Origin of the sequence: Glaciecola sp. MF2-115 (assembly GCF_047250385.1) — a bacterium.
In the GTDB taxonomy this organism is placed as follows: domain Bacteria; phylum Pseudomonadota; class Gammaproteobacteria; order Enterobacterales; family Alteromonadaceae; genus Glaciecola.
Map to the genome: position 1 here is coordinate 200489 of NZ_JBLBVM010000056.1, position 25138 is coordinate 225626.

Annotated in this window: 21 protein-coding genes and 1 other RNA gene; 9 read left to right on the plus strand and 13 right to left on the minus strand. The window is 41.1% G+C overall.

What is annotated here, in order from left to right; genetic code table 11:
• Positions 1 to 162: 162 nt before the first annotated feature.
• Complete coding sequence (gene pgm, locus ACKLNX_RS16120) at positions 163 to 1806, minus strand: phosphoglucomutase (alpha-D-glucose-1,6-bisphosphate-dependent) (protein WP_412973083.1); 1644 nt, start codon at positions 1804 to 1806, stop codon at positions 163 to 165.
• Positions 1807 to 1973: 167 nt separating this feature from the next.
• Here pgm and ACKLNX_RS16125 point away from each other — a divergent pair, with 167 nt between their 5' ends.
• The 3 genes from ACKLNX_RS16125 to ACKLNX_RS16135 are packed head-to-tail and all read left to right on the plus strand — an operon-like array spanning position 1974 to position 5917.
• Positions 1974 to 2885: an AAA family ATPase gene (locus ACKLNX_RS16125; protein WP_412973084.1), complete on the plus strand. Its 912-nt coding sequence runs from the start codon at positions 1974 to 1976 to the stop codon at positions 2883 to 2885.
• Between the two features lie 10 nt (positions 2886 to 2895).
• Positions 2896 to 3894 carry a DUF58 domain-containing protein gene (locus ACKLNX_RS16130; RefSeq protein WP_412973085.1) on the plus strand — a complete coding sequence of 333 codons (999 nt, stop codon included), beginning with the start codon at positions 2896 to 2898 and terminating at the stop codon, positions 3892 to 3894.
• Position 3895: 1 nt separating this feature from the next.
• Positions 3896 to 5917, plus strand: coding sequence for a transglutaminaseTgpA domain-containing protein (locus ACKLNX_RS16135; RefSeq protein WP_412973086.1), 2022 nt, complete (start codon positions 3896 to 3898; stop codon positions 5915 to 5917).
• Positions 5918 to 6116: 199 nt separating this feature from the next.
• Here the strand turns inward: ACKLNX_RS16135 and fusA are convergent, their stop codons facing one another.
• The 4 genes from fusA to ACKLNX_RS16155 form a co-directional block, all read right to left on the minus strand.
• The gene (gene fusA / locus ACKLNX_RS16140; RefSeq protein ID WP_412973087.1) at positions 6117 to 8201 is read right to left on the minus strand and encodes an elongation factor G; all 2085 of its coding nucleotides are present in this window, start codon (positions 8199 to 8201) and stop codon (positions 6117 to 6119) included.
• A gap of 168 nt (positions 8202 to 8369) precedes the next feature.
• Positions 8370 to 9500, minus strand: a complete 1131-nt coding sequence (gene rlmM, locus ACKLNX_RS16145) for a 23S rRNA (cytidine(2498)-2'-O)-methyltransferase RlmM (RefSeq protein WP_412973088.1) — start codon at positions 9498 to 9500, stop codon at positions 8370 to 8372.
• A 2-nt stretch (positions 9501 to 9502) separates the two neighbouring features.
• Positions 9503 to 9973: a DUF423 domain-containing protein gene (locus ACKLNX_RS16150; protein WP_412973089.1), complete on the minus strand. Its 471-nt coding sequence runs from the start codon at positions 9971 to 9973 to the stop codon at positions 9503 to 9505.
• A complete protein-coding gene (locus tag ACKLNX_RS16155; RefSeq protein ID WP_412973090.1) occupies positions 9963 to 10859 on the minus strand; it encodes a transcriptional regulator GcvA in 897 nt (298 codons plus the stop codon). The genes ACKLNX_RS16150 and ACKLNX_RS16155 overlap by 11 nt, the downstream gene beginning before the upstream one ends.
• 219 nt (positions 10860 to 11078) lie before the next feature.
• Here ACKLNX_RS16155 and ACKLNX_RS16160 point away from each other — a divergent pair, with 219 nt between their 5' ends.
• Positions 11079 to 11363: a hypothetical protein gene (locus ACKLNX_RS16160; RefSeq protein WP_412973091.1), complete on the plus strand. Its 285-nt coding sequence runs from the start codon at positions 11079 to 11081 to the stop codon at positions 11361 to 11363.
• Between the two features lie 197 nt (positions 11364 to 11560).
• Here ACKLNX_RS16160 and ACKLNX_RS16165 read toward each other — a convergent pair whose 3' ends face one another.
• Entirely contained in the window at positions 11561 to 14671 is a 3111-nt protein-coding gene (locus ACKLNX_RS16165; RefSeq protein WP_412973092.1) for an FAD-binding and (Fe-S)-binding domain-containing protein, read from the minus strand.
• A 398-nt stretch (positions 14672 to 15069) separates the two neighbouring features.
• On the opposite strand from ACKLNX_RS16165, the gene ACKLNX_RS16170 reads away from it, so the two are divergent.
• Together ACKLNX_RS16170 and ACKLNX_RS16175 are read left to right on the plus strand one after the other, a co-directional pair.
• Positions 15070 to 15225 carry a hypothetical protein gene (locus ACKLNX_RS16170; RefSeq protein ID WP_411693670.1) on the plus strand — a complete coding sequence of 52 codons (156 nt, stop codon included), beginning with the start codon at positions 15070 to 15072 and terminating at the stop codon, positions 15223 to 15225.
• A 250-nt stretch (positions 15226 to 15475) separates the two neighbouring features.
• On the plus strand, positions 15476 to 15691 hold the full coding sequence (locus tag ACKLNX_RS16175) for a PGPGW domain-containing protein (protein ID WP_412973093.1): 216 nt from the start codon (positions 15476 to 15478) through the stop codon (positions 15689 to 15691).
• A gap of 127 nt (positions 15692 to 15818) precedes the next feature.
• Here the strand turns inward: ACKLNX_RS16175 and ppsA are convergent, their stop codons facing one another.
• Positions 15819 to 18194 carry a phosphoenolpyruvate synthase gene (gene ppsA, locus ACKLNX_RS16180; protein WP_412973094.1) on the minus strand — a complete coding sequence of 792 codons (2376 nt, stop codon included), beginning with the start codon at positions 18192 to 18194 and terminating at the stop codon, positions 15819 to 15821.
• Between the two features lie 200 nt (positions 18195 to 18394).
• Between ppsA and ACKLNX_RS16185 the strand changes: the two genes are divergently transcribed.
• On the plus strand, positions 18395 to 19207 hold the full coding sequence (locus tag ACKLNX_RS16185) for a pyruvate, water dikinase regulatory protein (RefSeq protein WP_411693667.1): 813 nt from the start codon (positions 18395 to 18397) through the stop codon (positions 19205 to 19207).
• Positions 19208 to 19264: 57 nt separating this feature from the next.
• On the opposite strand, the gene ACKLNX_RS16190 is transcribed toward ACKLNX_RS16185, so the two are convergent.
• Complete coding sequence (locus ACKLNX_RS16190) at positions 19265 to 19624, minus strand: RnfH family protein (RefSeq protein ID WP_411693666.1); 360 nt, start codon at positions 19622 to 19624, stop codon at positions 19265 to 19267.
• A complete protein-coding gene (locus ACKLNX_RS16195; protein ID WP_412973095.1) occupies positions 19624 to 20055 on the minus strand; it encodes an SRPBCC family protein in 432 nt (143 codons plus the stop codon). Before ACKLNX_RS16195 ends, ACKLNX_RS16190 begins: the two co-directional genes overlap by 1 nt.
• 117 nt (positions 20056 to 20172) lie before the next feature.
• On the opposite strand from ACKLNX_RS16195, the gene smpB reads away from it, so the two are divergent.
• Positions 20173 to 20643 carry an SsrA-binding protein SmpB gene (smpB, locus tag ACKLNX_RS16200; protein WP_411693664.1) on the plus strand — a complete coding sequence of 157 codons (471 nt, stop codon included), beginning with the start codon at positions 20173 to 20175 and terminating at the stop codon, positions 20641 to 20643.
• A 211-nt stretch (positions 20644 to 20854) separates the two neighbouring features.
• Here smpB and ACKLNX_RS16205 read toward each other — a convergent pair whose 3' ends face one another.
• Positions 20855 to 22078 carry an NADH:flavin oxidoreductase/NADH oxidase family protein gene (locus ACKLNX_RS16205; protein ID WP_412973096.1) on the minus strand — a complete coding sequence of 408 codons (1224 nt, stop codon included), beginning with the start codon at positions 22076 to 22078 and terminating at the stop codon, positions 20855 to 20857.
• 217 nt (positions 22079 to 22295) lie between these two features.
• Between ACKLNX_RS16205 and ssrA the strand changes: the two genes are divergently transcribed.
• Positions 22296 to 22653: a transfer-messenger RNA gene (ssrA, locus tag ACKLNX_RS16210) on the plus strand.
• Positions 22654 to 22805: 152 nt separating this feature from the next.
• On the opposite strand, the gene ACKLNX_RS16215 is transcribed toward ssrA, so the two are convergent.
• From ACKLNX_RS16215 to ACKLNX_RS16225, 3 genes are read right to left on the minus strand one after another with little or no spacing between them, the layout of a single operon-like run.
• A complete protein-coding gene (locus tag ACKLNX_RS16215) occupies positions 22806 to 23609 on the minus strand; it encodes a DODA-type extradiol aromatic ring-opening family dioxygenase (RefSeq protein ID WP_412973097.1) in 804 nt (267 codons plus the stop codon).
• The gene (locus ACKLNX_RS16220) at positions 23606 to 24571 is read right to left on the minus strand and encodes a glutathione S-transferase family protein (protein WP_412973098.1); all 966 of its coding nucleotides are present in this window, start codon (positions 24569 to 24571) and stop codon (positions 23606 to 23608) included. Before ACKLNX_RS16220 ends, ACKLNX_RS16215 begins: the two co-directional genes overlap by 4 nt.
• 60 nt (positions 24572 to 24631) lie before the next feature.
• Positions 24632 to 25123 carry a DoxX family protein gene (locus ACKLNX_RS16225; protein ID WP_412973099.1) on the minus strand — a complete coding sequence of 164 codons (492 nt, stop codon included), beginning with the start codon at positions 25121 to 25123 and terminating at the stop codon, positions 24632 to 24634.
• Positions 25124 to 25138 lie beyond the last annotated feature (15 nt).

Here is a 25138-nt window from a genome sequence, read left to right on the forward strand (position 1 = left end):
TTTTATTACAGGCAGTGAGATAAAACCACGCTAAATCGTATGAAAACGTATGCATATGTTAATGCAGTGTTAACTTATTAGAATTTTTAACTAAGAAACTGACAAATTCGCAATAAGTTTACATTTTATTAACACGAGCTATCACAAAACTTAACAATCAGGCTATTTATTCAAAACTGAACTCACCAATTCCTCAGCTTCTTTTACTAATTGCTGTAAGTGTGTATCACCAAGAAAACTCTCAGCATAAATCTTATAAACATTTTCAGTTCCCGATGGCCTTGCAGCAAACCAGCCGTTTTCTGTGCTTACTTTTACACCACCAATAGCGGCATTATTCCCTGGAGCATGGGTTTGAACATTTGTTATTTTCTCGCCAGCCAGCTGAGTAGCTGTCACTACCTCTGCTGTCATACTCGATAAGGCAGCTTTTTGTTCCAGCGTTGCAGCCACATCAATTCGAGTATAGCTAGGCGTGCCATGCACCTCGGTAAGCTTTTCGTACTGCTTCGATGGGTCCTCACCTACTACTGCTGTCATCTCAGCAGCTAGTAGGCACATAATAAAGCCATCTTTATCGGTTGCCCAAGGGCTACCATCTTGTCTAAGGAAAATGCCGCCCGCTGATTCTTCGCCAGCGAAAGCGATAGATTGATTGCTTAAGCCCTCTACAAACCATTTGAAGCCTACAGGCATCTCTTTAATTTCACGCCCCAAATTCGCACAAACTCTATCTATCATGCTGCTAGAAACTAATGTCTTACCGACACTCATCTTGCTAGACCACTGTGGTCTGTGCTGGTAAAGATAATTAATTGCGACGGCAAGATAGTTATTTGGATTCATTAAGCCCGCTGTTGGAGTCACAATGCCGTGCCTATCAAAATCGGGATCGTTTCCGAAAGCCAAGTCGAATTTACTTTTAAGTTTGATTAGACCAGCCATAGCGCTAGCTGATGAGCAGTCCATGCGAATTTTGCCATCTTTATCGCAATGCATAAAACCAAATTGTTGATCTACACTTTTATTGACAACTTCAATATCCAGTGCGTACTTATCCGCAATACGATCCCAGTAATGAATTCCTGAACCACCTAATGGATCAGTACCCAGTTTAAGTTTGGCATCAGCTATTACTTTCATGTTGATGACTTGGTCTAGGTCATCAATATATGCAGTGGCAAAATCTATTGTGCTTACATGGCTTGAATGCATTGCCTTTGAGATTGTCATTCTTCTGACTTGCTGACATCCATTTGCAATAATCTCATTTGCGCGTTGTTGGATTTGATTCGTGACATTTGAGTCAGCAGGACCACCATGCGGCGGATTATATTTAAAGCCGCCATCACTAGGTGGATTATGAGAAGGCGTAATCACAATACCATCTGCAAAAGCGCTCGTACGTCCCTTGTTGTAGCTTAATATACAATGTGAAATCACCGGCGTTGGCGTAAAGCCATTATTCTCTTGAATAACGATATTAGTTTCATTAGCCGCTAACACTTCAATGCATGTCGTAATCGCCGCTTCAGAGAGTGCATGAGTATCCATACCAATGAATATTGGTCCTGTAATGTCATTTGCGTTTCGGTATTCAACAAGTGCTTGAGAAATGGCAGCGATATGAATGTCATTAAAGGTGATCAAGCTGGAGCAACCTCTATGGCCGGATGTGCCAAAACTCACTCTTTGCTGAGCTATTTCTACTGATGGATGAAAAGAATAGTAATCTGATATTAGTCGTGCAACGTTTATAAGCATATCTGGAGTAGCAAGCTTACCGGCCATGGCGTGGAGGCTCATATGATTCCTTAATAATCTAGTAGTGATTACTAAATATACTACCTTTTATTGAACGTAAAACATACATACATAGGTATTATTTTGACGGGGGTAGTTTTTGACAAGATCCATTACACTCTTAAGTATAGGTAATAGAGTAAATTTAAAACGGCGAAAAATGAATTCAGATGCGTAAAGATATTGAAAGCTGTGTTGCTGCCATTAAGCAAAAAATTAAAGGTAAAGATGAGCAAATTCAACTCGCTCTTGTGTGCCTGTTGGCAAAAGGCCACTTACTTCTCGAAGATCTACCTGGAATGGGTAAAACTACATTAAGCCAATGTTTAGCATCGGTTCTAAGCATGGATTATGCGCGCGTTCAATTCACCTCTGATTTACTGCCTGCTGATATGTTAGGTGTCAATATATATGAGCCCGACACACATCAATTTAATTTTCATGCAGGTCCTATTTTCCACCAGGTTCTATTAGCGGATGAAATAAACCGAGCAAGCCCCAAAACTCAAAGTGCCTTACTTGAAGCGATGGCAGAAAGCCAAGTAACAATAGATGGTAAGAGTTATGAATTACCAAGCCCCTTTTTTGTTATCGCGACACAAAACCCATTATTTCAGTCAGGAACATACCCCCTACCGGAATCACAAATTGACCGTTTTACCATGAAGTTATCGCTAGGCTTCCCTAATTTTGAAGCTGAAAAGGCCATGTTATTGAGTAGTGATGACCGCTTAGTCAATACCTCAGTGATTGACACTGAAAAACTTCTTCACTTACAAAAGCAAGTAGATGAAGTAATTGTGAGTGAGGCTGTTGTTGACTACATTTTAGCGTTGGTGAATGCCACAAGGGACAACCAAGAGTTTCCTAATGCATTATCGCCGCGAGCATCAAAAGCCATATATCATTGCGCCCAAGCCTTTGCTTTCATCCACGACCGAACTTATGTGATCCCAGAAGATGTGCAAATGATCTTGCCTTCAGTTACCGAACATCGACTTCGCGGGCAAGATCAATATGCACAAAATGCGAATTTGCTCAGTGTACAGTTATTGAAAAAAGTCGATCCTATTGCCGCCTAAGGATGTTGTTATGAAGTCCTGGACCCAAGCGCGAATCGATAGATGGTTAGATAAACGAATACCAGCTAGTAGCGCCTATCAGATGGATGTAAATAACACCTTTATTTTACCCACCCGGTTTGGCTGGGCTATTTTAGGTTTAATGACATGCCTATTTATTTTAGGCACAAACTACCAAAACAACGTTATCTTGATGTTTTGCTATTTCGTCTTTGCACTTTTGCTACTCTCATTATTTCACAGCTATGCTAGTTTTGTTCAATATCACATTGGTTTTAGACCTATCGATAATTTCTTTGCCAACCAACAGGTGGAAATGCAAGTAGATTTGAACCACAAAGCAAGCAGATCCTCACTTCACTCTTTATCAAATATCGCAATTTATAGTAAGACTAAACCGATGTACGAGTATTTGGTAAAAGGTAAAAATCTCGTTACTATTTCGCCTTATAAGAGAGGTTTACACAAATTAGATCGCGTTTCAGTTGAAAGCATTTTTCCTTTTGGTTTGTTTAAATGCTGGACACATCTTCTTGTTCCGTATAATTTTTTTGTTTTTCCAAGTCCTATCGCATGCAGTTTAAAGCTAAGGCAGCAGCAATCAAAAGGAAAAAGCGGAAGTCAAACCGGTATAACGGTTACCACCGAAGATTTACAAGGAATTAGAGCATACCGAGATTCAGACCCTATTCATCATGTTTCGTGGAAGCACTTTGCAAAAGGGCAAGGTCTACTGAGCAAAGATTTTAGTGAACGCTCCGCAATCTCTGGTTGGTTAAACTTCAACGACTACTACAACGGCGATGTTGAACAGACCTTAGGGGAGCTTTGCTATCAAATTTTGGAGTTAAGTAAGCAAGATGCGCTGTTTGGCTTTTCAATTGGTAGCCAACAAATTATGCCAAGTACAGGTATTCAGCATCAAGAACAATGCTTAGAAGCACTCGCGCTTTATCGCCACAAGCAAAGTATGCATGGCACTGACCCAAAAGCAGAAGGTCAGTCTTAATATGCAAAGAACAAAAGTCTTCAATCAAAAGATAGCGTCATTTACGACTTTGGGCACATTCGCCGCCTTAGTGATATCTCTACTAGATCCCCTGATGGGCTGGGTGCTCGTACTTTGTGCGTGCTCCTTCTGCATCACATTTTACAAATCGTTGAGAACTAGTACTCCTTTAAAGAATTCCATACTAAATTTGCTGGCGATTTTATGTATCTCAATTCTCGTTTGGCTAGCACGTGATTATGGTTTGTTGAATACAATGATTAACTTGCTGGTTGTAGCCTGCTGTTTAAAAATACTGAATTTGCATCACTCTGGCGACTACCAAATGGTCGCTTCTATCCAGTTATTTTTAGTCGCATGTGGTCTCATATTTCATCAAAGTTTATTATATAGTTTATTTTATGCCTCACTGATCATTCTTATGTTTTGCGTATTGCACGCTATAAAGATTAAAGAAACAGGTCTGAAAACCTATTCAAAGCATACAATCATCCTTTTATTACAAGCCATTCCTATCGCCGGTTTGCTATTTTTTGTTACCCCAAAGCTCTCTCCCTTATGGCAAATGCCAATTAACAAATCAGACCAAACCGGCTTATCTGAAAAAATGACACCAGGTAATATTGCCAGTCTTGCTAAGTCAGATGAGCTTGTTTTCAGAGCTGAATTTAGCGGGCGAGTTCCCCTCCCACAAGAGCGCTATTGGCGAGCTATTGTTCTAGATCACTTTGATGGTCGAACGTGGTCGATTGCAGAGAAAGAAAAAAGTCAGAGTGGCCCTGACTCTCTTGAGTTTCGTGGTGAGTCCCTTGACTATGTTGTCATTGCACAGCCAACATCAACGAACTGGCTATATTCTTTGGACATCCCTATTTTAATTCAGGGACTATCTACACAGAAGATTACCAGCAATACACAATATCAACTAAGTGCCAATACACCATTGTATAGTCAAGGCATGTATGCGGTGAAATCATTCGTCGACCAACCTTTAAATATCTACAAAGATTATGATGACTTATCACTCTATTTACAGACACCCGATTCTGGTAACCCCGAGACAGTCAATTTTGTAAAAACCAACATTGATGAATCAATGTCAAACATAGAAAAAATGAATAAGCTCGTTGGCACATTTTCAAATCAAAATTTTCGCTACACGCTCAGCCCTCCCCTAATGCAGAGCTCACCAATCGACCAATTCTTGTTTGAATATAAATCAGGGTTTTGTTCACATTATGCATCGGCCCTGACATATATGCTGCGTTTAGCTGACGTTCCTGCAAGAATTGTCACTGGTTATCAAGGTGGTGAAGTGCAATCGTCTAATGTCATCAGCGTGCATCAATATGATGCTCACGCTTGGGTAGAAGCATGGGATGACGAAAATGGCTGGATGCGAATTGACCCTACAGCGGTTGTAGCACCGAATAGAGTGGTGTCAGGCTTACTAAGCCTAGTTGAAAATAGGCAGGAATTTAGAGCTGAGTCGCCTTTTTCACTAACGAACTTAAAAGAATATGCCTTATTCAATGAGTTACGTTTATTAATGGCCAAGATAGACCACACTTGGGACCAATCAATCTTAAGTTATGATCAAGAAAGTCAGAAATCCTTACTAAAAAAGATTTTTGGAAACATGAAGGCTGAGTCTTTTACTTATGCACTGATTGGCAGTTTTGTCGTAATTGGTTTATTCATTGCCTTATTGTTTATTCCGAAACGTGGACCAAAACCCGGTGAAGAGTCAAAATGGATTGAAACGCTTTTCAAGATGTTTGAAAGACAAGAATTACATCGACTTGAGAACGAGACACTGCAGCAGTTTAGCCAACGAATTGAATCCGAGCTTCCTAAGCAAGTTAGTACCGCGCTTGAGTTTATCGTTAAAGAATATTACGAATGGAAGTACGCATCTGTTGAGCAACGGTTGCCGTTTACAACACTGAAGAGTCGCCTACAAAAACATGTGTTAAGTATTCACTCAGCATTGACGAACCAACATAGTAAATCAGATACTTAAAGCTTTAGTTTGTATCCCCCTCATATAAAAACGACCACTTTTTCCTTTGCGATGGTGGCTTCTTTACAAAAACCTTTTGGCATAGATATTATTAAAATATCAATCAAGTACTAAATTTCGAGTCAGCATTTCAGTTTATTTTAAGTAAAAAAAACCCAGCAATTGCTGGGTTTTTTATTAATTACAGCAAAAGCGCTAATTACTTAGCAGCTTTTCTCGCTTTAACTTCTTCGATTACGGATTCAGTAACGTTTGCTGGGCAAGGGTTGTAGTGTGAGAACTCCATAGAGAACTGACCACGACCTGAAGTCATTGTACGAAGCGTACCGATGTAACCAAACATTTCTGAAAGTGGTACGTCAGCTTTAACGCGAACACCTGTCACACCAGCTTCTTGATCTTTGATCATACCGCGACGACGGTTCAAGTCACCAATTACATCACCAACATGGTCGTCTGGCGTAAACACGTCAACTTTCATGATTGGTTCGATTAACTGTGGACCTGCTTTCGGAATTGATTGACGGAAAGCGCCTTTAGCAGCGATTTCAAATGCAACAGCAGATGAATCGACAGCGTGGAATCCACCGTCATATAATTCTACTTCAACGTCTAATACTGGGAAGCCAGCTAGAACGCCTTCAGCCATCATGCCCTTAAAGCCTTTCTCGATTGCTGGGAAGAATTCCTTAGGAACGTTACCACCAACAACTTTAGATACGAAAGTAAAGCCTGAGTTCGCTTCGCCTGGACGAATTTTATAGTCAATTTTACCAAACTGACCAGAACCACCAGACTGTTTCTTATGCGTATAAGAATCATCAATTTCTTTCGTGATAGTTTCACGGTATGCAACTTGTGGCTTACCAACAGTCAAATCAACACCGTAAGTACGCTTAAGGATGTCTACTTTAATGTCTAAGTGAAGTTCACCCATTCCACGAAGGATTGTTTCACCTGAATCTTCGTCAGTTTCAACTTGGAACGTTGGATCTTCAGCAACCATTTTACCGATTGCAATACCCATTTTCTCAGTTGAACCTTTGTCTGAAGGAGCAACAGCAATTGAAATTACTGGCTCAGGGAAAACCATTGGCTCTAGTGTACAAGGGTGTTTAGGATCACAAAGAGTGTGACCAGTCTGAACATTTTTCATACCAACGATAGCAATGATGTCACCAGCTTGAGCTTTGCTCAATTCAGTACGGTCATTTGCATGCATTTCAACCATGCGGCCTACACGCTCTGTTTTACCAGTGAATGAGTTAAGGATAGTATCACCCTTATTGATTACGCCTGAATAGATGCGTACAAAGGTAAGTGCACCAAAACGGTCATCCATGATTTTAAACGCCAAAGCGCGGAAAGGTTCAGATGGAGAAACAATCGCTTTCTCGCCATTTGGCTCACCGAATTCATCAGTTAGATCTTGAGGATCTACTTCAGCGGGTGCTGGCAAGTAATCAACAACAGCGTCAAGAATGTTTTGAACACCTTTGTTTTTAAATGCAGAACCACAGTAAGTTGGGAAGAAATCAAGTTTACGAGTACCTTCACGGATACAGCGCTTGATGTCAGCAATAGAAGGTGTTTCACCATCCATGTACGCCATCATTAGATCGTCATCTTGCTCAACAGCAGTTTCGATAAGTAGTTCGTGATACTCTTCTACTTTATCAACCATGTCAGCAGGAACATCTTCAATTACGAAGTTTTCAGGAAGACCTGTGTCATCCCAGATGTATGCTTTTTTCTCAAGAACATCAACGATACCAACGAAGTCATCTTCAATACCGATTGGTAAAGCCATAACGAGTGGGTTTGCACCCAATACGTCTTTAACTTGCTTAACAACACGGTAAAAGTCAGCACCCATACGGTCTAACTTGTTTACGAAGATTAGACGTGCAACTTCTGATTCGTTTGCGTAGCGCCAGTTTGTTTCTGATTGTGGCTCAACACCGCCAGACCCACAGAACACACCCACACCACCATCAAGTACTTTCAATGAACGGTAAACTTCAACTGTGAAGTCAACGTGTCCAGGAGTATCGATGATATTCATGCGGTGGTCTTTCCAGAAACATGTAGTCGCAGCAGACTGAATAGTAATACCGCGCTCAGCTTCTTGTTCCATGAAGTCAGTGGTTGATTCACCATCGTGCACTTCACCGGTCTTATGGATTTTACCGGTAAGTTTTAAAATTCGTTCTGTTGTGGTCGTCTTGCCCGCATCTACGTGCGCGAAGATACCTATGTTTCTGTAATGAGATAATTCTGACATGTTTCCACTTTATAGGTTCTAAAAAATCGGGGCGGATTATATAGATTTTTGCGAGTAAATTACACTCTTTTCATAAGATTCTTTAAAAAGAATTCATGAAATGCTAAAAGCAAAGGTGCGAAGGTCTACTAAAAAAGGCTCAACATGATGGTTAAGCCATTGAATAAATTATATTAAATGAGCTCCCGTCAATACTAAAACAGTAATTTCATCCCTATCGTGATAAAGATGTTTTGCACTAATTCGATGTTCGATCTGGCGCTCATTTAAGCTAGTCGACATTTTTGCAAGCAAAGTGCTGACAATCTGAAATCGTTGCTTCATTGGTAGTTTCAAATTGAAAATCGTACTCGTCGTTTTCCGATTGCATAACCATTGAGTCATTAATTCTGACACTCTTTCAGGCTTTTCAATCATATCGCACACTAGCCAGTCGACATGTCCGTCAATAGGCTGATATTTGAAACCATCAGCTGCTTGGTATGAAACTAATCCAGTGGCCATTAATGACTCTGCCATCGCGCCATTGTCAACGGCTTCAACATGAATGCCTCGTGTCACGAGTTGATAGGTCCAACCGCCTGGACAAGCACCTAAATCGACTGCTGTCATCCCTTTTTGCAAACACAGAGCTTGCTGTGCCGGTGACATAAACAGCTGAATCGCTTCCTCAAGTTTAAGCGTTGAGCGACTCGGTGCCTCTGCTGGGAATTTCAGGCGAGTAATGCCTAATGGTTGAGAGTGACGATTTTTTGGATAAGAAAAAGCAAGCGTACACTCAGTGCTATCTGAAAATACTAAATGAATGTATGGCAGTCCTGAATGGGCTTTTTTACTTAACCACCCTTCTCGACGCAATGCTTGACGCAAGGGAACGGTAAATTTTTTACAGAACTTAGCGACTTCTTTGCCCTTTTCATTGTCCGCATGCTCAACGTATATGTCGCCTAAGCATGAATCACTTAGCTCCGTATTGTCTTTCAAATACTCAATAATACTGGTAATGCGGTCGTTAGCATCCGTTAATTCTACTTTCCCAATACTGCAAAGTCGCTGTCGTGCGAAGATACAATCTGAAAGCGGGAAACTGACATATTGTTGCTGCGTACTTAACTCCTGATAAAAGTGATAATGCACGATAGCGCTATTAGGAACAAATTGACTGTAACCATAGATTTGTTGTTTAGCAGAGAGTTGCTCTAGTTCCGCAGCGAGATCGGCTTCATAGCCTTCGCGACAGTAAAACAGCATCGATTTGCTAGCAATTTTAGACTCTTTTTTAATAGTAGTGCTTTGCATTTTTAATCCTTCACCACTGCATACATTGTGATTAACCAAGCAACAATCATAAATACACCACCTATGGGCGTAACGAGCCCTAATCCAGAAAGACTCAGTAACGCTATCGCGTAAAGAGAAAAAGAAAACAGAAAGACGCCCATGATGATGCAGATGCTCGCGATGTAGAACAAACGTTTTCTATAAATGGAATATAAAAGTCCGAGTACGATTAATGCAAGGCCATGAATTAATTGGTATTTAACGCCAGTTTGTAACACTGCCATTTGATATTCATTGAGAGAGGCTTTCAGGCCATGTGCTGCGAATGCACCGAGTATTATCCCTAAACAAAGATATACGGCGCCAAATAGCACCGCGATTTTAGTTTGTTTCGGCATCTTGTTCACAAATTCATGCACTACTTTTTCAGAAGCTACTTTTTCATGAGGCGTTTTTTCATGTCGTTCTTGCTTGCTGGCACTAGTGTCCATGTTCACCTTCTACTTGTTCTAACATCCAATCTGTAAATAATTGTATTTTGCTAACTTCAGCCTGCCCTGGATGACACACCAAATAAAATGCATCCTTACTTTCAATACTCTCTTCAAAAGGACAAATGAGACGACCCGAATCTATCTCTGGTTTAGCAAGTAAGGTATTTGACAATGCAATGCCCTGACCAAGTGCTGCTGCTTGCAATACAAGCATTGTATGGCTAAACATCGGCCCCTGGTTAACATTAACTTGATTAACACCAAGTTGTTTTAACCAGTTCTTCCACGCCGAGCGCGAGCTATCATGCAGCAAGACGTGCTTTTTAAGATCAGCTAACTTTTCCAAAGGTTTATCTTGTTGAAACAATAATGGTGAACACATTGGAGTAAGATATTCAGCATGTAACTTGACTGCATCTACACGGGGCCAAGTGCCCTTCCCATAATAAATGGCCACATCAATCGATTCATCAAGAAAGCCATCATCAAGATCAACAGCTTTTATACGAACGTCGATATCTGGATGGCTGATAGAAAATTGACTGATCTTCGATACCAACCACTGACTCGCAAAACTGGGTGGTGCAGCCACCGTGATAGCTCCTTTCGAGCCCAACGCAAGCAATCGCTCGGTAGCATCTTGTAAGTGGGAAAATATCTCTCTTAGTTCCATAAAGTAAGACTGCCCTTCCTCGGTCAGAAGTAATTTTCGGTTGCGTCTAAGAAATAATTTTGTAGATAAATGGCTTTCTAATGATTTTATTTGATGGCTCACGGCAGCTTGAGTAACAAATAGCTCTTCTGCTGCTTTCGTAAAACTCAAATGCCTCGCCGCTGTTTCAAAGGCTTTTAGGGCGTTTAAAGGAGGTAGTCGTTTTGCCATTAATATTATCCAGTCATTTTAACGAGCACATTATACATTAGTTTTTCTAATTAATATCAAGAAATTTAATCATTATATTTTTACTAATTTGTGACCTAAAATCACTTCCAGTTAGTAATAATAGTGCATTGTATTTTAAAGGAATAAGTTATTTACAGTGCATTAATAATTCATTAACAACAACTGCAATAAAGCAACCAATTAAATTAAGGCAAAATGATGAAAACGATTAAAGCACCAATATTTACATTATTGGCATTGACCGTATTTACAGGGACAGTAAATGCAAAAAACGAAACGCACATGGACCTAGTGACTGACAAAGCAAAAACGATGGCCCTTATTAAAGAGTCATTAGCAAAACACGACTTAAGTGTTGAAAAAACTGACTTTAGCATTGAAGTGAAAGACTTATTGGCTCAAAAACCATACATGCCAAAACCACGCTTCTTCGCTCGCAGCAACGATACTCGTTCAACAGAACTTGTTGAATCTGAAGAATAATCATTATTAATGCGGGAAGTGAACGTTTGTTTGCTTCCCGTGTTATTAACTTATTCCCTCAAATCTTGTTAAACCCTCTTCACTAGTTTAAACAACTGTCACCACAAATATGATTCAAGAACAAAGCTGCGTGTTTGAGCGCTTCGCTGTACTTTTAAAACTGAAGAATATCCAATTCGTCTAGAAGCTAAAATCGTTTACCGCTCTCTGAGCATTACATCGTAAATAGCTTCAATGGGATGCTGCGGACGCTCTTTATCAAATCGTTTTACTTGGCTTCTGCAAGAATAGCCTGTCGCTAGTATCTTACTGTTACTTTCAAGTGCTTTTTTAACTGGTTGTGACCAACTTAAATCGTAAATTCCTTTAGAGTTTGCTAACTGCTCAACTTCATGGCCATAAGTTCCCGCCATTCCGCAACAGCCAACGGGCATTATTTCCAAGTTTAAACCTAGCAGAGAAAAAACATCCTGCCACTGCGATTCAGTTTTAGGTAAAGCCGTTTTTTCCGTGCAATGCGCAAGCAATTGATACCTTACCTCTGAGCTACCTTGTTTAAGAGAATCTTGGTTTTTTACAAGTGCAGAAATACGCTCACTGGATAAGGTAGCAAGCCATTCTGTGATCGTGTCCACTCTGAAGTCTCCGCGAGCAGAACCTAAAATTTTCGCGTACTCGTCGCGATAACATAAAACTAGGGATGCATCCGCGCCTATCATGCTCAACTTAAAATCTGCAACTTTATTCAATATTGCGGATGTTGTCCTTGCTGTTTTCTCAAATCTGTCTAGGAAGCCTTTAACATGCTGAGCCTTTCCATTAGGAGAAAAAGGCAGAAGAACGGGATGAAAACCCAGAGCTTCGACCACTTTAATCAATTTCTCAACACACTGCGCATCGTAAAAACTAGTAAAGGGATCTTGAATGATAACAAGGTAGTTAGCTCTGTCAGCTTCGCTAAGTCGATTTAAGGTATTCAGGTCGGCACTACAATTAATACTTTTCACTCTGTCTGCAAGTGTCGGATAAGAAAGCAAAGGTGCATCAACATAACCAATGACTTTTTTTATTCCCGCTTTCACAATCTTAGAATCAAGAAAATAGTTAAAGAAACGAGGAAGCTTAGCCATAGCTGGTGCTAAAAGCTCTACGTTGGCAACAAAATAGTCCTTTAAAGGGCGCGTATAACGCCTGTAGTAGATTGATAAAAACTTGGCCCGAAAGTCAGGTACATCAACACCGACAGGACACTGACTTGAGCACGACTTACAAGCTAAGCAGCCGTTCATTGATTCGAATACTTCATGAGAGAAATCGAGTTTTTTCGTTTTTGAATTAGCTAACTTGCTTATCCAACTACTTTTGAATTGGAGATAGCTCAGTTGCGAAGTATCGATATTCTGCTTACTTAAAAGGCGCAACCACTCACGAATCAACCCTGCTCTACCTTTGGGACTATGCCTGCGATCATGAGTGATTTTACTGGATGGACACATAGGTGAAGACACATCATAGTTAAAACATAAGCCGTTTCCGTTGCAGCTCATCGCCGGTTCAAACTCATTCTTAAAAGCGATTGGGATTGTACGATCAAAAGTGGCTCGTTTGGTATCAGATACTTTGACCAACTCAGCAGACGAATCACTTGGCGTACAAATTTTTCCCGGATTCATTTTATTGAATGGATCGAAGGCCGATTTTATCTTACGTAATTCCGCAAATAACTCCTCTCCGAAAAACGCTGGAGCATATTCGCTTCGATAACCTTTACCGTGTTCTCCCCACATCAATCCGCCATACTTTGAAACGAGCGCGACGACTTGATCTGAAATTTGATTAACAAGTTTTTCTTGCTCAATGTCGCATAAGTCTAACGCAGGACGAACGTGCAACACGCCCGCATCCACGTGGCCGAACATGCCATACTTTAAACCATGACTATCGAGCAAATCTCGAAACTCCATTATGAAGTCAGCTAAATTCTCTGGTGGAACGGCGGTGTCCTCCGCAAAGGCGATTGGCTTTTTGGGTCCTTTCGTTTTACCTAGAAGCCCAACAGACTTTTTGCGCATAGCATAAACTTTATTTATTTCAGCGCGTTCATAAGTCACTTGAAAGCCGATAACACCATCGGTTTTACATTCAATGGCCGTTTGCAAACGTTGTGAGAGCTGTTCAATTTTAGCTTCAATTTCAGCTTGATCATCACTGTTATATTCAACCATGTTGAGACCAAGCATTGTTTTGTTTTCTACATCTGTGATCAAGCCAGAAACACTATGCCAAATGATATCGGCTCTTGCCATATTGAGCACGGTACTATCGACAGTTTCAACTGAGGTAGCTTGCGCTGCAATCATACTTGGAGCATGACGCAATGCTGATTCAAAGAGATCATATTTTACGTTAACAAGGGCTGTATATTTAGGGATCTTCGTAATGTTTAGTTTGGCATCTGCAACAAAAGCAAGCGAGCCCTCAGCACCTGTAATCAGCCTGCTGACATCAATTAGTTGTTCATCCTCGTTATACGCATGCTCCAAATCATAGCCAGTTAGAAACCTATTTAGACGCGGAAACTTTGCAATAATTTGCGAGCGTTTTTGCACACACGTTTGAATTATCTGACGTAATATAAGACCGAGACTATCTGAATGCTTGGCTTTTTCCTTTGCTACCTCTAAGCTCATTGGTCGTGTTGAAATTATATCGCCGTTTGCTAAAACTGACGTTAAGCCAAGCACATGATCACTTGTTTTTCCGTACACCAACGAACCTTGTCCAGAAGCGTCTGTGCTTATCATACCTCCAACTGTCGCACGATTACTGGTTGATAAATCAGGGGAGAAAAAATAACCATGAGGACGCAAGAAGTCATTAAGAGCATCTTTCACAACTCCAGACTCTACCTTTACCCATCCCTCATCTAAATTTAGCTCAAGGATTTTATTCATGTAACGTGAAGTGTCTACAATTATGCCAGGAGTAAGCGACTGGCCATTTGTACCTGTACCGCCTCCACGCGCACTGAACGTAACGCTAGTCTTTGAACTAGCAATTTTCGTAATGAGACTTAGATCGTCGGTAGACTTTGGGTGCAATACTGCCTGCGGTAGCTGCTGATAAATACTGTTGTCTGTCGCAACAGCCAATCTGCTTGAGTAACTTACTTCGATGTCACCGGAGTAGCTGGAACCCTCTAGTTCATGAATATATTCCTGTACTTCTTGATGTAGCGCACTTTCTGGCTCCAACAAAGGCAATTCGTTCGATAGTTTTGAATCTAAAACAGCAGTTAATTCGGTCAACAAGGCTCTCCTTTAGTCGGGCTGTCATTATATAGCTAACGAGCTCAATGCTCTAGTTGCTTTAAGAACCATTTAGATCCTATTTATTCCAAACTTAATATTCATCACAGTAAATACTTTCGAACTCCTAAGAAAGTTCTGTCGTGAAAATGCCGCGTTATGACAAATTGGTGGTATTTCTGACACCCAAAATACAACTATACTTGCTATAAGCCAGTAGAATCAGCACTCCCTAAAAAATCAATTCAATTTACATATGGTAATTAATACCTATATAGGCTATACTTCAACAGTCGAAAAAGTTAACCAAGAGGAATAAAAACCTTGTTGCCGCAATACGACAATGAATTTTAGGGACAAGAAACCTGAAGCGCGCAACAAAATATTTGGAGTACACAATGAAAAAATTATTAAAAGAGATGTTTAAGAAACGTCATCCTTATGCACCAGTTGCATTCCTTGGTAGAAAGCAAGTTGAACGCTCTATGGGCTGTGATGTTGTTAAAACTAAGAAGTTATACAAACTCATACAAGAAGAGCAAAAAAGCAGCTAATCACGCAAAATTATTCAGGTAGTGCCAGCAGCATGATTAAACGCTGAGCAGTCATTTATCCGCAATTTTAGTAAATGCTTTCTACCTAACAATTTGTAACATGTTGACACACATCATCACCTATCTTTGCGCTATGCTTTAAACGTAAGCTTGTCCTATTTAACGTGAGTTTGTTTAAGTAGCACTTTGTTTGCGAATACATTGTTTGCAAATACATTCTTTGCAAATTCATTACTGAAAAGGTGAAAGCATGAAATTAGTCAGAGCGATTGCAGGTGCCACCCTAGTCATAGTCGGCGTTGTGTTCACACTCATCCCTGGTTCAATACTGTTTGTTCTTGGTGGTCTTGTCCTATTGAGCATGGATTTTATATTTGCTCGCCGCTTTCTGAACAAAGTTCAACGAACGATGTCGCGTGTAGCAAGCAAATTAGATTTATTTTTGCTAAATCGCAAATACAAGTAAAGAAGCATTCCCACTCATCAAAAGAAGCTGTCAAAAAATCGCAGATAGCTTTGGCGCAATGTTGACAGGCGGTAACGAGTTCGCACAAAAAAGGCTACATAATGTAGCCTTTTTTAGTGTTTAGCCTTTAAGCATGCTTTTCAGCAAGGTATAACCAAGTTTCAACCACAGTGTCAGGGTTTAAAGAAACTGAATCAATGCCTTGTTCAACTAGCCAAGCAGCAAAGTCTTCGTGGTCAGATGGGCCTTGGCCACATATCCCCACATACTTTCCTCTTTCTTTAGCTGCCTTGATTGCCATCGCAAGTAATGATTTAACCGCTGGGTTTCTTTCATCAAATAAGTGAGCAATAAGACCAGAGTCGCGATCGAGACCCAATGTAAGCTGAGTGAGGTCATTCGAGCCAATCGAGAAGCCATCGAAAATATCGAGGAACTGGTCAGCTAGTAAACAGTTTGAAGGTAACTCACACATCATAATGATACGTAGGCCGTTTTCCCCTTTCACTAAGCCTTGCTCGGCAAGTAACTCAATAACTCGCTCACCTTCTTCCAATGTTCTTACGAATGGGATCATAATTTCCACATTAGTTAATCCCATCTTGTTGCGAACACGTTTAATAGCTTCACATTCAAGTGCAAAGCAATCTCTGAAGTCCTCAGAGATATAACGACTGGCACCTCGGAAGCCCAACATTGGGTTCTCTTCGTCTGGTTCGTATTGGTAGCCACCAACTAAGTTAAAATACTCATTTGATTTGAAATCAGACATACGCACAATGACTTTCTTCGGTGAGAATGCTGCACCTATCGTCGATATGCCCTCAACCAACTTCTCAATATAGAATTCAACTGGAGAAGGATAACCCGCGATCATTTCGGAGATTTCTTCCTTCAACTCTTCTGGTTGCTGATCGAAGTTTAATAATGCTTTTGGATGCACGCCGATCATACGGTTAATGATAAATTCTAAACGAGCAAGACCAACACCTTCGTGTGGCAACCTTGCAAAGTCGAACGCACGATCAGGATTACCCACATTCATCATGATACTTAGCGGTAAATCCGGCATTGAATCAATACGAGAAGTAATTACTTCGTAATCAAGCTCTTGGTTGTATATGAAGCCTGTGTCACCTTCAGCACAGCTGACTGTAATTGCATCACCTGTTTCTATGCTATCGGTTGCATTGCCGCAACCCACAACAGCTGGAATACCCATTTCACGAGCGATAATTGCAGCATGACAGGTTCTGCCGCCACGATTAGTTACAATCGCAGATGCTTTCTTCATGATTGGCTCCCAATCGGGGTCTGTCATGTCGGTAACTAGCACGTCACCCGCCTCAATCATGTCCATTTCAGCGATTGAGCCAAGCACTTTAGCTTTCCCTGCGCCAATTTTGTGTCCAATTGCACGACCTTCACATACGATTTTGCTTGCGTCACCTTTTAATTGGAAACGCTCAATCACTTGCATATCTTCGCGGCTACGAACAGTCTCAGGACGCGCTTGAACTATATAAAGCTTGCCATCTAAACCGTCTTTTGCCCATTCAATATCCATAGGACGTTTATAATGCTTTTCAATAACTTGTGCTTGTTTCGCCAACTCCATGATTTCGTCATCTGTTAACGAGAAACGCATGCTATCGGCTTTGTCGATATCAACAATTTCGACTTGCTTACCGTGCTCAAGATCGTCTGAGTAAATCATTTTGATTAATTTACTACCAAGATTACGTCGCACAATCGCAGGCTTACCTGCGTTTAGAGTGGGTTTATGTACATAAAATTCGTCTGGATTAACTGCACCTTGAACAACCATTTCACCTAAACCGAATGAGCTCGTGATGAAAACAACATCTTCAAAACCAGATTCTGTATCGATAGTAAACATGACGCCAGAAGCTGACATGTCACTACGAACCATACGCTGAATACCGGCAGATAGTGCTACGCCTTTATGGTCATAACCTTGGTGTACGCGGTAGGAAATAGCACGGTCATTAAACAAAGAAGCAAATACATGCTTGATTGCAACTAGCACTGACTCATAACCTTTCACGTTAAGGAAGGTTTCTTGTTGACCAGCAAAAGAGGCATCTGGCATATCTTCAGCTGTAGCCGAAGAACGCACTGCGAATGAGGCTTCGTCGCCCATTTCGCCCTGTAGCGTTACAAATGCAGATTTTATTTCGTCTTCCAATTCAGCTTGGAATGGCGTATCTAATATCCATTGACGAATGGTTTTACCCGCTTCTGCCAATGCATTCACATCATCTACATCAAGTGCATCCAAAATCTCATGGATTTTAGCTTCAACACCACTTTGTTCTAAAAACTGATTAAAAGCATGTGAAGTTGTCGCAAAACCGCCTGGTACCTGAACCCCTGCGTTTGACAAGTTTGATATCATTTCACCCAATGACGCGTTTTTACCACCAACGCGATTAACATCGCCCATGCCTAACTCTTGATACCAAAGTACGTATTCTTGCACAGCTAAAGCCTCCAGCTAAATTATTTGCCGATAAGTTTTGTCACGGTTTGTTGTAACAAGGTATGATTAATTACGAACATTTATATACAGTACTAAATTCCTGTCTTAAATACTCAGCAGGGATTCTAAATTGTCATGAATACTAAAGTAAAATTTAATTTTATTTCGTAATTAATTTACAACAATGTTAAGGAGATGTTGTGCGAGCTGCTTTCTATATATCTGATGGTACAGCCATTACTGCAGAAGTTTTTGGGCACGCTTTGCTGTCTTTATTTCCGGTAGAATTTCAACATATTACTATCCCTTTTGTTGAAACAGAACAACATGCTGAAACCGTGTTACTTCAAATCAAAGAGCATTTTGAAGAAAGCGGAGAACGACCTTTAGTTTTTTATACGATGGTAAATAGTGATATTCGAAAATTAATGAGTGAATCAGTAGGCATTAATTACAACTTTTTAGATCAATTCGTAGCTCCACTTGAAAAAGTTATTGGCGTGCCCTCCAAACCAGAAAAACATCGCACTCACAGTATTCATGAAAAAACCTATGACATAAGAATTGAAGCGGTAAACTATGCGCTTGCGAATGACGATGGTTCAAACCTGAAAGACTACCATGAAGCAGACATTATTCTGGTAGGTGTATCTCGCTCAGGCAAAACCCCAACAAGTTTATATCTCGCATTACAATACGGAATTAAAGCCGCCAACTACCCATTCACCGAAGATGACATGGGAGATGTTTTAAAAATGCCACAATCACTTAGACGTTTTCAGAAAAAGTTATTTGGGCTGACGATCGACGCTAAACGATTGCATCAAATACGCTCTGAACGTAAAGCGAATAGCCGGTATGCTTCTATGCAGCAGTGCAGAATGGAACTGCGGGAAGTGGAGAATTTGTATAGGAAAGAGAAAATTCCTTTTTTGAACAGCACTAAGTTTTCAATTGAAGAGATATCAGCAAAGATTTTAGCAACAACCGGCTTGCAAAGAAGAAAGTATTAGGTTGAGTATTTTGTCTATTAATTTAATCTCGAACTGATTTATTAGCTAATACCAATGTTAGTCATTAATGTCGGTCTTAGCTGCTTTCATGGGGTTAGGACGACCACCAGTGACTTTATCTGCGCGCCCTTCTTCTTTTGCTTTCTCTGCACGACGTTTACGCACTTCTTTAGGGTCGGCAATAAGTGGTCGATAGATTTCGACTCTATCACCCTCTTTCAGTGAGTCAGTTAATTTACAGGCTCTATTCCAAACTCCCACTTTGTTTTCTTTCAAATCAATGTCGGGATGAATTTTTTGAATACCTGATAATTCTATGGCATCTAAAACACAGGCATCTGCAGCAACTTTAAAGCTAAGCAAACTTTGCTTTTTGGGTAATCCATAAACCACCTCAACATTGATCGTTTTTGACATTAATCGTACACCTGTTTGGCTCGTTGACTAAAAGCGTTAACCATATTATTTGCCAAGGAATTAAAAATTTTACCAAATGCAATTTCCATCAATTTATTCGAAAACACAAAATCGAGCTTCAGTTCAATTTTGCACGCTTCATCTGACAACGGAGTGAAACGCCAACCACCAGAAAGTGACTTAAAAGGCCCATCTGATAAATCCATTTCAATCGCTTGGTCTTTAATCAGTTTGTTGGATGTGGTTAAGGTTTGCTTAACACCCGCTTTTGACAGCACCATGGAAGCAAGCATATGATTTTCACTACTCTCTAACACTTCACTTTTTATGCAGCCTGGTAAAAAACTATCATACTGTTCTACATCATTAACTAAGTCATACATTTGACTGGCACTATAGGCCACTAATGCATTTCGTTGAATACTCGGCATTACGAAAACACAACCTCAGGTTTAATTTTTCAATATTCTAACATGATATTTATAGTTTTCGTGACGAAAAATCAAGGACATAAAGACAAAACAAATAAGTCTACGTATAATAGCGGTATGAAAAAATCTAAAAATACAAATGACACCATTGCGCTGAATAAAAAAGCACGCCACGAATATCATTTTATTGATAAATTCGAGGCAGGCTTGCAGTTACAGGGCTGGGAAGTTAAGGCAATAAGAGCCGGAAAAATTAACATTACTGATAGCTACGTTTTTATTAAAGACGGTGAAGCATATGTCAGTAATATCAGTATTACGCCTTTAAACCAAGCATCGACGCATGTGATAAGTGATCCCACACGCGTGCGCAAACTGCTTTTGAAAAAGCGTGAAATAGAAGAGCTTATGGGTGGCCTTGATCGTCAAGGTCTAACGATTGTTGCCACTGCAATGTATTGGAAGGCCTGTTGGGTGAAATTAGAAATTCAGTTAGCGAAGGGTAAACAAGAACATGACAAGCGCGACACAGTAAAAGATCGCGATTGGGCTCGTCAGAAAGAGCGTATGATGAAGCATAGTGCGTAATTATGCGACTAGAGTTAACGTAACATACAGATTAATATGGCGTAACGCGAACTAGCAGCGTAACGCCGACTTAGCTGCGTGACGCCGAATGAAGCGTGGTGCCAGCTAATCTGGGTGACGCCATGTTCACTATGTAGCTCAAAATAAAATACTTACCTCCAAGTCACCCCTAAATAGTGCGCGCGGCTATATTAAAATTTTGAAGCGCGCATTAATCAATGTGTTGAGTTCGATAACGTTTAGTGAGTTTAGCCGCTCTGACTTGGTCCATGATCAAGGTAATTAATGGCGACGAGTTGATCTTTGGCTTCTTTCCGGCTCCTAAACGTCTTAATTGACGTTTTACCAAAGCCATGTTGGCAAGGCCCGAAAGTGTTTTATCTTTCCATGAGGTTGAGGGGATGAATCCGAGAATATCTTGATCGACAGTCCATTGGTTGATTAGAGCCGGGTTAAAAGCGAGAGCCGACGCTAAACCAACAAGCTCCATTCCATTTTGAAGTACCTCATTAGCTACCGAGTAACGTTTAACACCTCCGGTTGTCATTACGGGAATATGGCTATGCTGGGCAATTTCTTTAGCAAAGGTCAAAAAATAGGCCTCTCTAGCTAGGGTTCTCTCGTCACCGCTTTTACCTTGCATCGCGGGAGCTTCATATGAACCACCAGAAAGCTCAATAAAATCTAAATTCATTGTATTCAGGTATTTCACGACTTCTATAGCATCCTCTACATCAAAGCCGCCGCGCTGAAAATCTGCCGAGTTTAGTTTTACTGATACAATGAATAGAGAACCACACTCTGCTCTAATGCGTCGTATAATTTCGTATAAAATACTTGCTCTCGCTTGCAGCTCACCACCCCATTGATCATCTCTAACATTTGTTAACGGTGACAAAAACTGACTTATTAAATAACCATGTGCTGCATGAATTTCGACACCATCAAAGCCCGCTTCTTGTGCCCGCTTTGCGGTTATGGTGAAGCGCGCGATCACGTCTTCAATTTCTGTTGAGGACATTGCTTTGGGTTGTTGAAACAAGCTACTGTGCTTACCCATATTCAAAGCAATATTTGAAGGTGACAACACTTTACCTCCCATTTTCTTGAACACTTGGCGACCTGGATGGTTTATTTGCATAATGACTGTTGTGTTGTTTTGTTTCGCAATATCAGCCCAAGCTATAAATGGTTCCAATGGTGAACTGGCATCCAAAGCAACACCACCGGGCCCCGTCATCGCCATTTTATCGACCATGACATTGCCAGTAATGATCATACCCACGCCACCCTTCGCCCAAGCCGCGTATAGATTCTTTAATGCTGTACCGGGAAGCTGATTTTCTTCGGCCATGTTTTCTTCCATCGCAGCTTTTACAAAGCGATTTTTAAGTTTAAGGCCATTCGGTAGGTTTAGTGATGTAAATGCTTTCATTTGGTCATAGAGCTTTAAAATAGTGAATGAGTGTACAATGGCACCATGTGAATTTAATTCAAGTCACATTAGTGAATTGTGACTTATAAAGGCCTTATAGAAAGTATATTTCGTTTAACTGTTTGAATAGTTATTTGTTTTTTATATTCAATGATTAAAAATGAAAGAAATATGGCTGTTCTCTGTCATTAGGCATGCTATAATCTACGTCTATCTCGGGGCTGCTCTGGATTCGACAGGATTCAATGATGCTGGAGGTGCATGCAGAGGTGCGGCTGGCCTCTTTAAAAAGCCGCAAAAAAATAGTCGCAAACGACGAAAACTACGCACTAGCAGCTTAATAACCTGCATAGGCCCTTCCACTCAAGCTTTGGTCACTAGCTGAGGTTCGGAAGGTCATACTAATGACCTAGCGAGGGATACTTGTCTAAGGTTGAACCGCGAAACAGTATTAGGCCAGTCCGAAGGAACCCTGTTTGTCGGGGTCTGTAGGATTAAACAAATGACAAACTAAGCATGTAGTACCAAAGGTTGACGCTTTCTGGACGCGGGTTCAATTCCCGCCAGCTCCACCATCTTGTAAATAGCCCTAATGAGCCCCCACCAGGCATTAGGGCTTTTTATTAACCTGCAACTTTACTATCGGGAATTTAGGGCTGATGCTGTAAGTTGCGTACTATCTCGCCCTCAAACAGCTTTAAGAGTGCTCTTTCTTTAGCAACCAGCCTTAGAACCTCCAATAATACATAGAGGATTGTTTTTTCATGATTTCAGCTTTGAATGTTTTCTCACTCGGTTGAGTGGCCATGCCATAACAAACATGCAATGGGATCAGATGCTCCTCTCGAGGGTGGCAGTATCTGGCACTCGGCGCAGATTCCCAACCGACAAGCCGCTCTTCTCTAATGTTTTCTGTCAACCTTTTGTCGCTAACGACAGCCGTTAACCACTCATCAAAAGTAATGTTATTTTCACGTATTTCCTTTGAATTGGGGCTAAAAAATGCGCGCATATTGTGGAACGAAAATCCAGAGCCAATTACCAGCAAGTTGTCCCACTCGAGTGACTGCAGTGCTTTACCAATTTTTATGTGAAGGTCTGGATCAAGACTATGAACCAACGACAACTGCACACATGGAATATCAGCATCGGGATACATGATTTTAAGCGGCACAAACAAGCCATGATCAAATCCACGCTGCTTATCTTGTATTGCCTGAATGCCATTACCCTCTAGCGCACTCACCACACCTTGCGCCAGCTCGGGCTCGCCTTGTACCGGGTACTGAATCGCATAAGCTTCCTTCGGAAAGCCACCGTAGTCATAAATAATTCCAGGATTTTTTCCCGAAGTGACCGTAGGCGAGCGCGCCTCCCAATGCGCACTGATCACCAGTATCGCACTAGGTTTGCCCACTGTCGAAGCTATCTCTTTTAGAGTCTCGACCATTTCAAAATGCTCAGCATCCCCTAACAAAGGCATGGGGCCGCCACCATGAGAAATGTAGACGATGTTTCGCTTCGATTTCATGTTATCTCCTGACTTTTATAAAGCGCAGGACCAACGGGAACAATTCCTGTGGGATTAAGCGCTTTTATCGAATAGTAGCCTGCTTTTATATGCTCAATATTTACCGTACTTTGAATACCCTTTATCGTCAAAATACGATGCATATAAGCATTAAGCCTAGGCATGTCTTTAATCATGTTTCTATTACACTTGAACAGCCCATGATAGGCCACGTCGAATCGGATCAAGGTCACGAACAAACGAATATCTGATTCGGTGAGTGCTTCACCAAATAGAAATTGCCGACCATCTGCCAGCCTTTCTTCCAATGAATCAAGTGCAACGAACACTTTCTCAAAGGCCTCTTCGTACGCTTCTTGCGATGATGCAAAACCAGCTTGATACACGCCATTATTTAGTTCCGAGTAAATGTATGCATTGAGCGCATCAACCTCTGACGCCATTTCCGCTGGAACTAAGTTAGGGCCTGAATCCACCAGATCGACAAATGCTGTATTGAACATGCGAACAATATCAGCAGATTCATTGTTCACCATCATTTGTGTTTTCTTATCCCATAAAACAGGAACAGTGGCTCGGCCCGTAAAATCTGGCGCAACTTTGGTGTACAACTCATGCAAATAGGTCGCGCCATTTAGCTCATCAGTATCACTTCCGTTGAAGCCTCCAAACTGCCAACCTTGATCCGTTAGCTTCGGGTTGACCACTGAAACAGAAATAACTTCCTCCAAACCTTTTAGACTTCTCGCCATTAAAGTTCGGCTTGCCCAAGGACAAATGTAGGCAACATACAGATGATATCGATCCGCTTCTGCTTTAAAGCCGCCCTTACCCGTCATACCGGGAGATCCATCGGGCGTAATCCAATGCCGAAAAGAAGAAGTTTGTCTTATAAAGCGGCCTTTTTCGTCTTTGTTTTGAACCGGTTGCCAGTTCTCTTGCCAAACACCATTGACTAACATGGCTGAATACCTCCGTAAAAAAGCCTCCCTGCAATAGAGGAAGGCATGATTTATTGAACACTAGGCAACTTGCTTTAAGTGCGTTGGCGCATTGACTGAATCACTGCCAGCAATGCTTTTTGCGATTGCGTTATCAGCCGCGTAGCTACCGGCGCCTTGAATCGTTATTGCTGCGGTCGCAGCAAACAGTGCTAGCGCGAATTCATAGCCGTTATTTGCCAAGAAAAGACCATGCTCAAAGTGAACACTAAAAATCGCTACAAGCATCGTAAACGCGCTTACTGCAGCAGCAGGTCGGGTTAACAAGCCCACTATCAAGGCCAAACCTCCGAAAAACTCCGCACTGCCTGCCAATAAGGCCATCAAATACCCTGGTTCCAATCCGATACTAGCCATCCATTGCCCGGTACCTTCAAGACCATAACCACCAAACCAGCCGAACAATTTCTGCACGCCATGCGCAGCCAGGATAATCCCAACCGGTACTCTTAAAGCCAAAGCAGCAATGCCTGCATCTGATTTCAATACTTTGTGTAAAGTTTGCTTGTTCATCGTTAATTCCTCTCT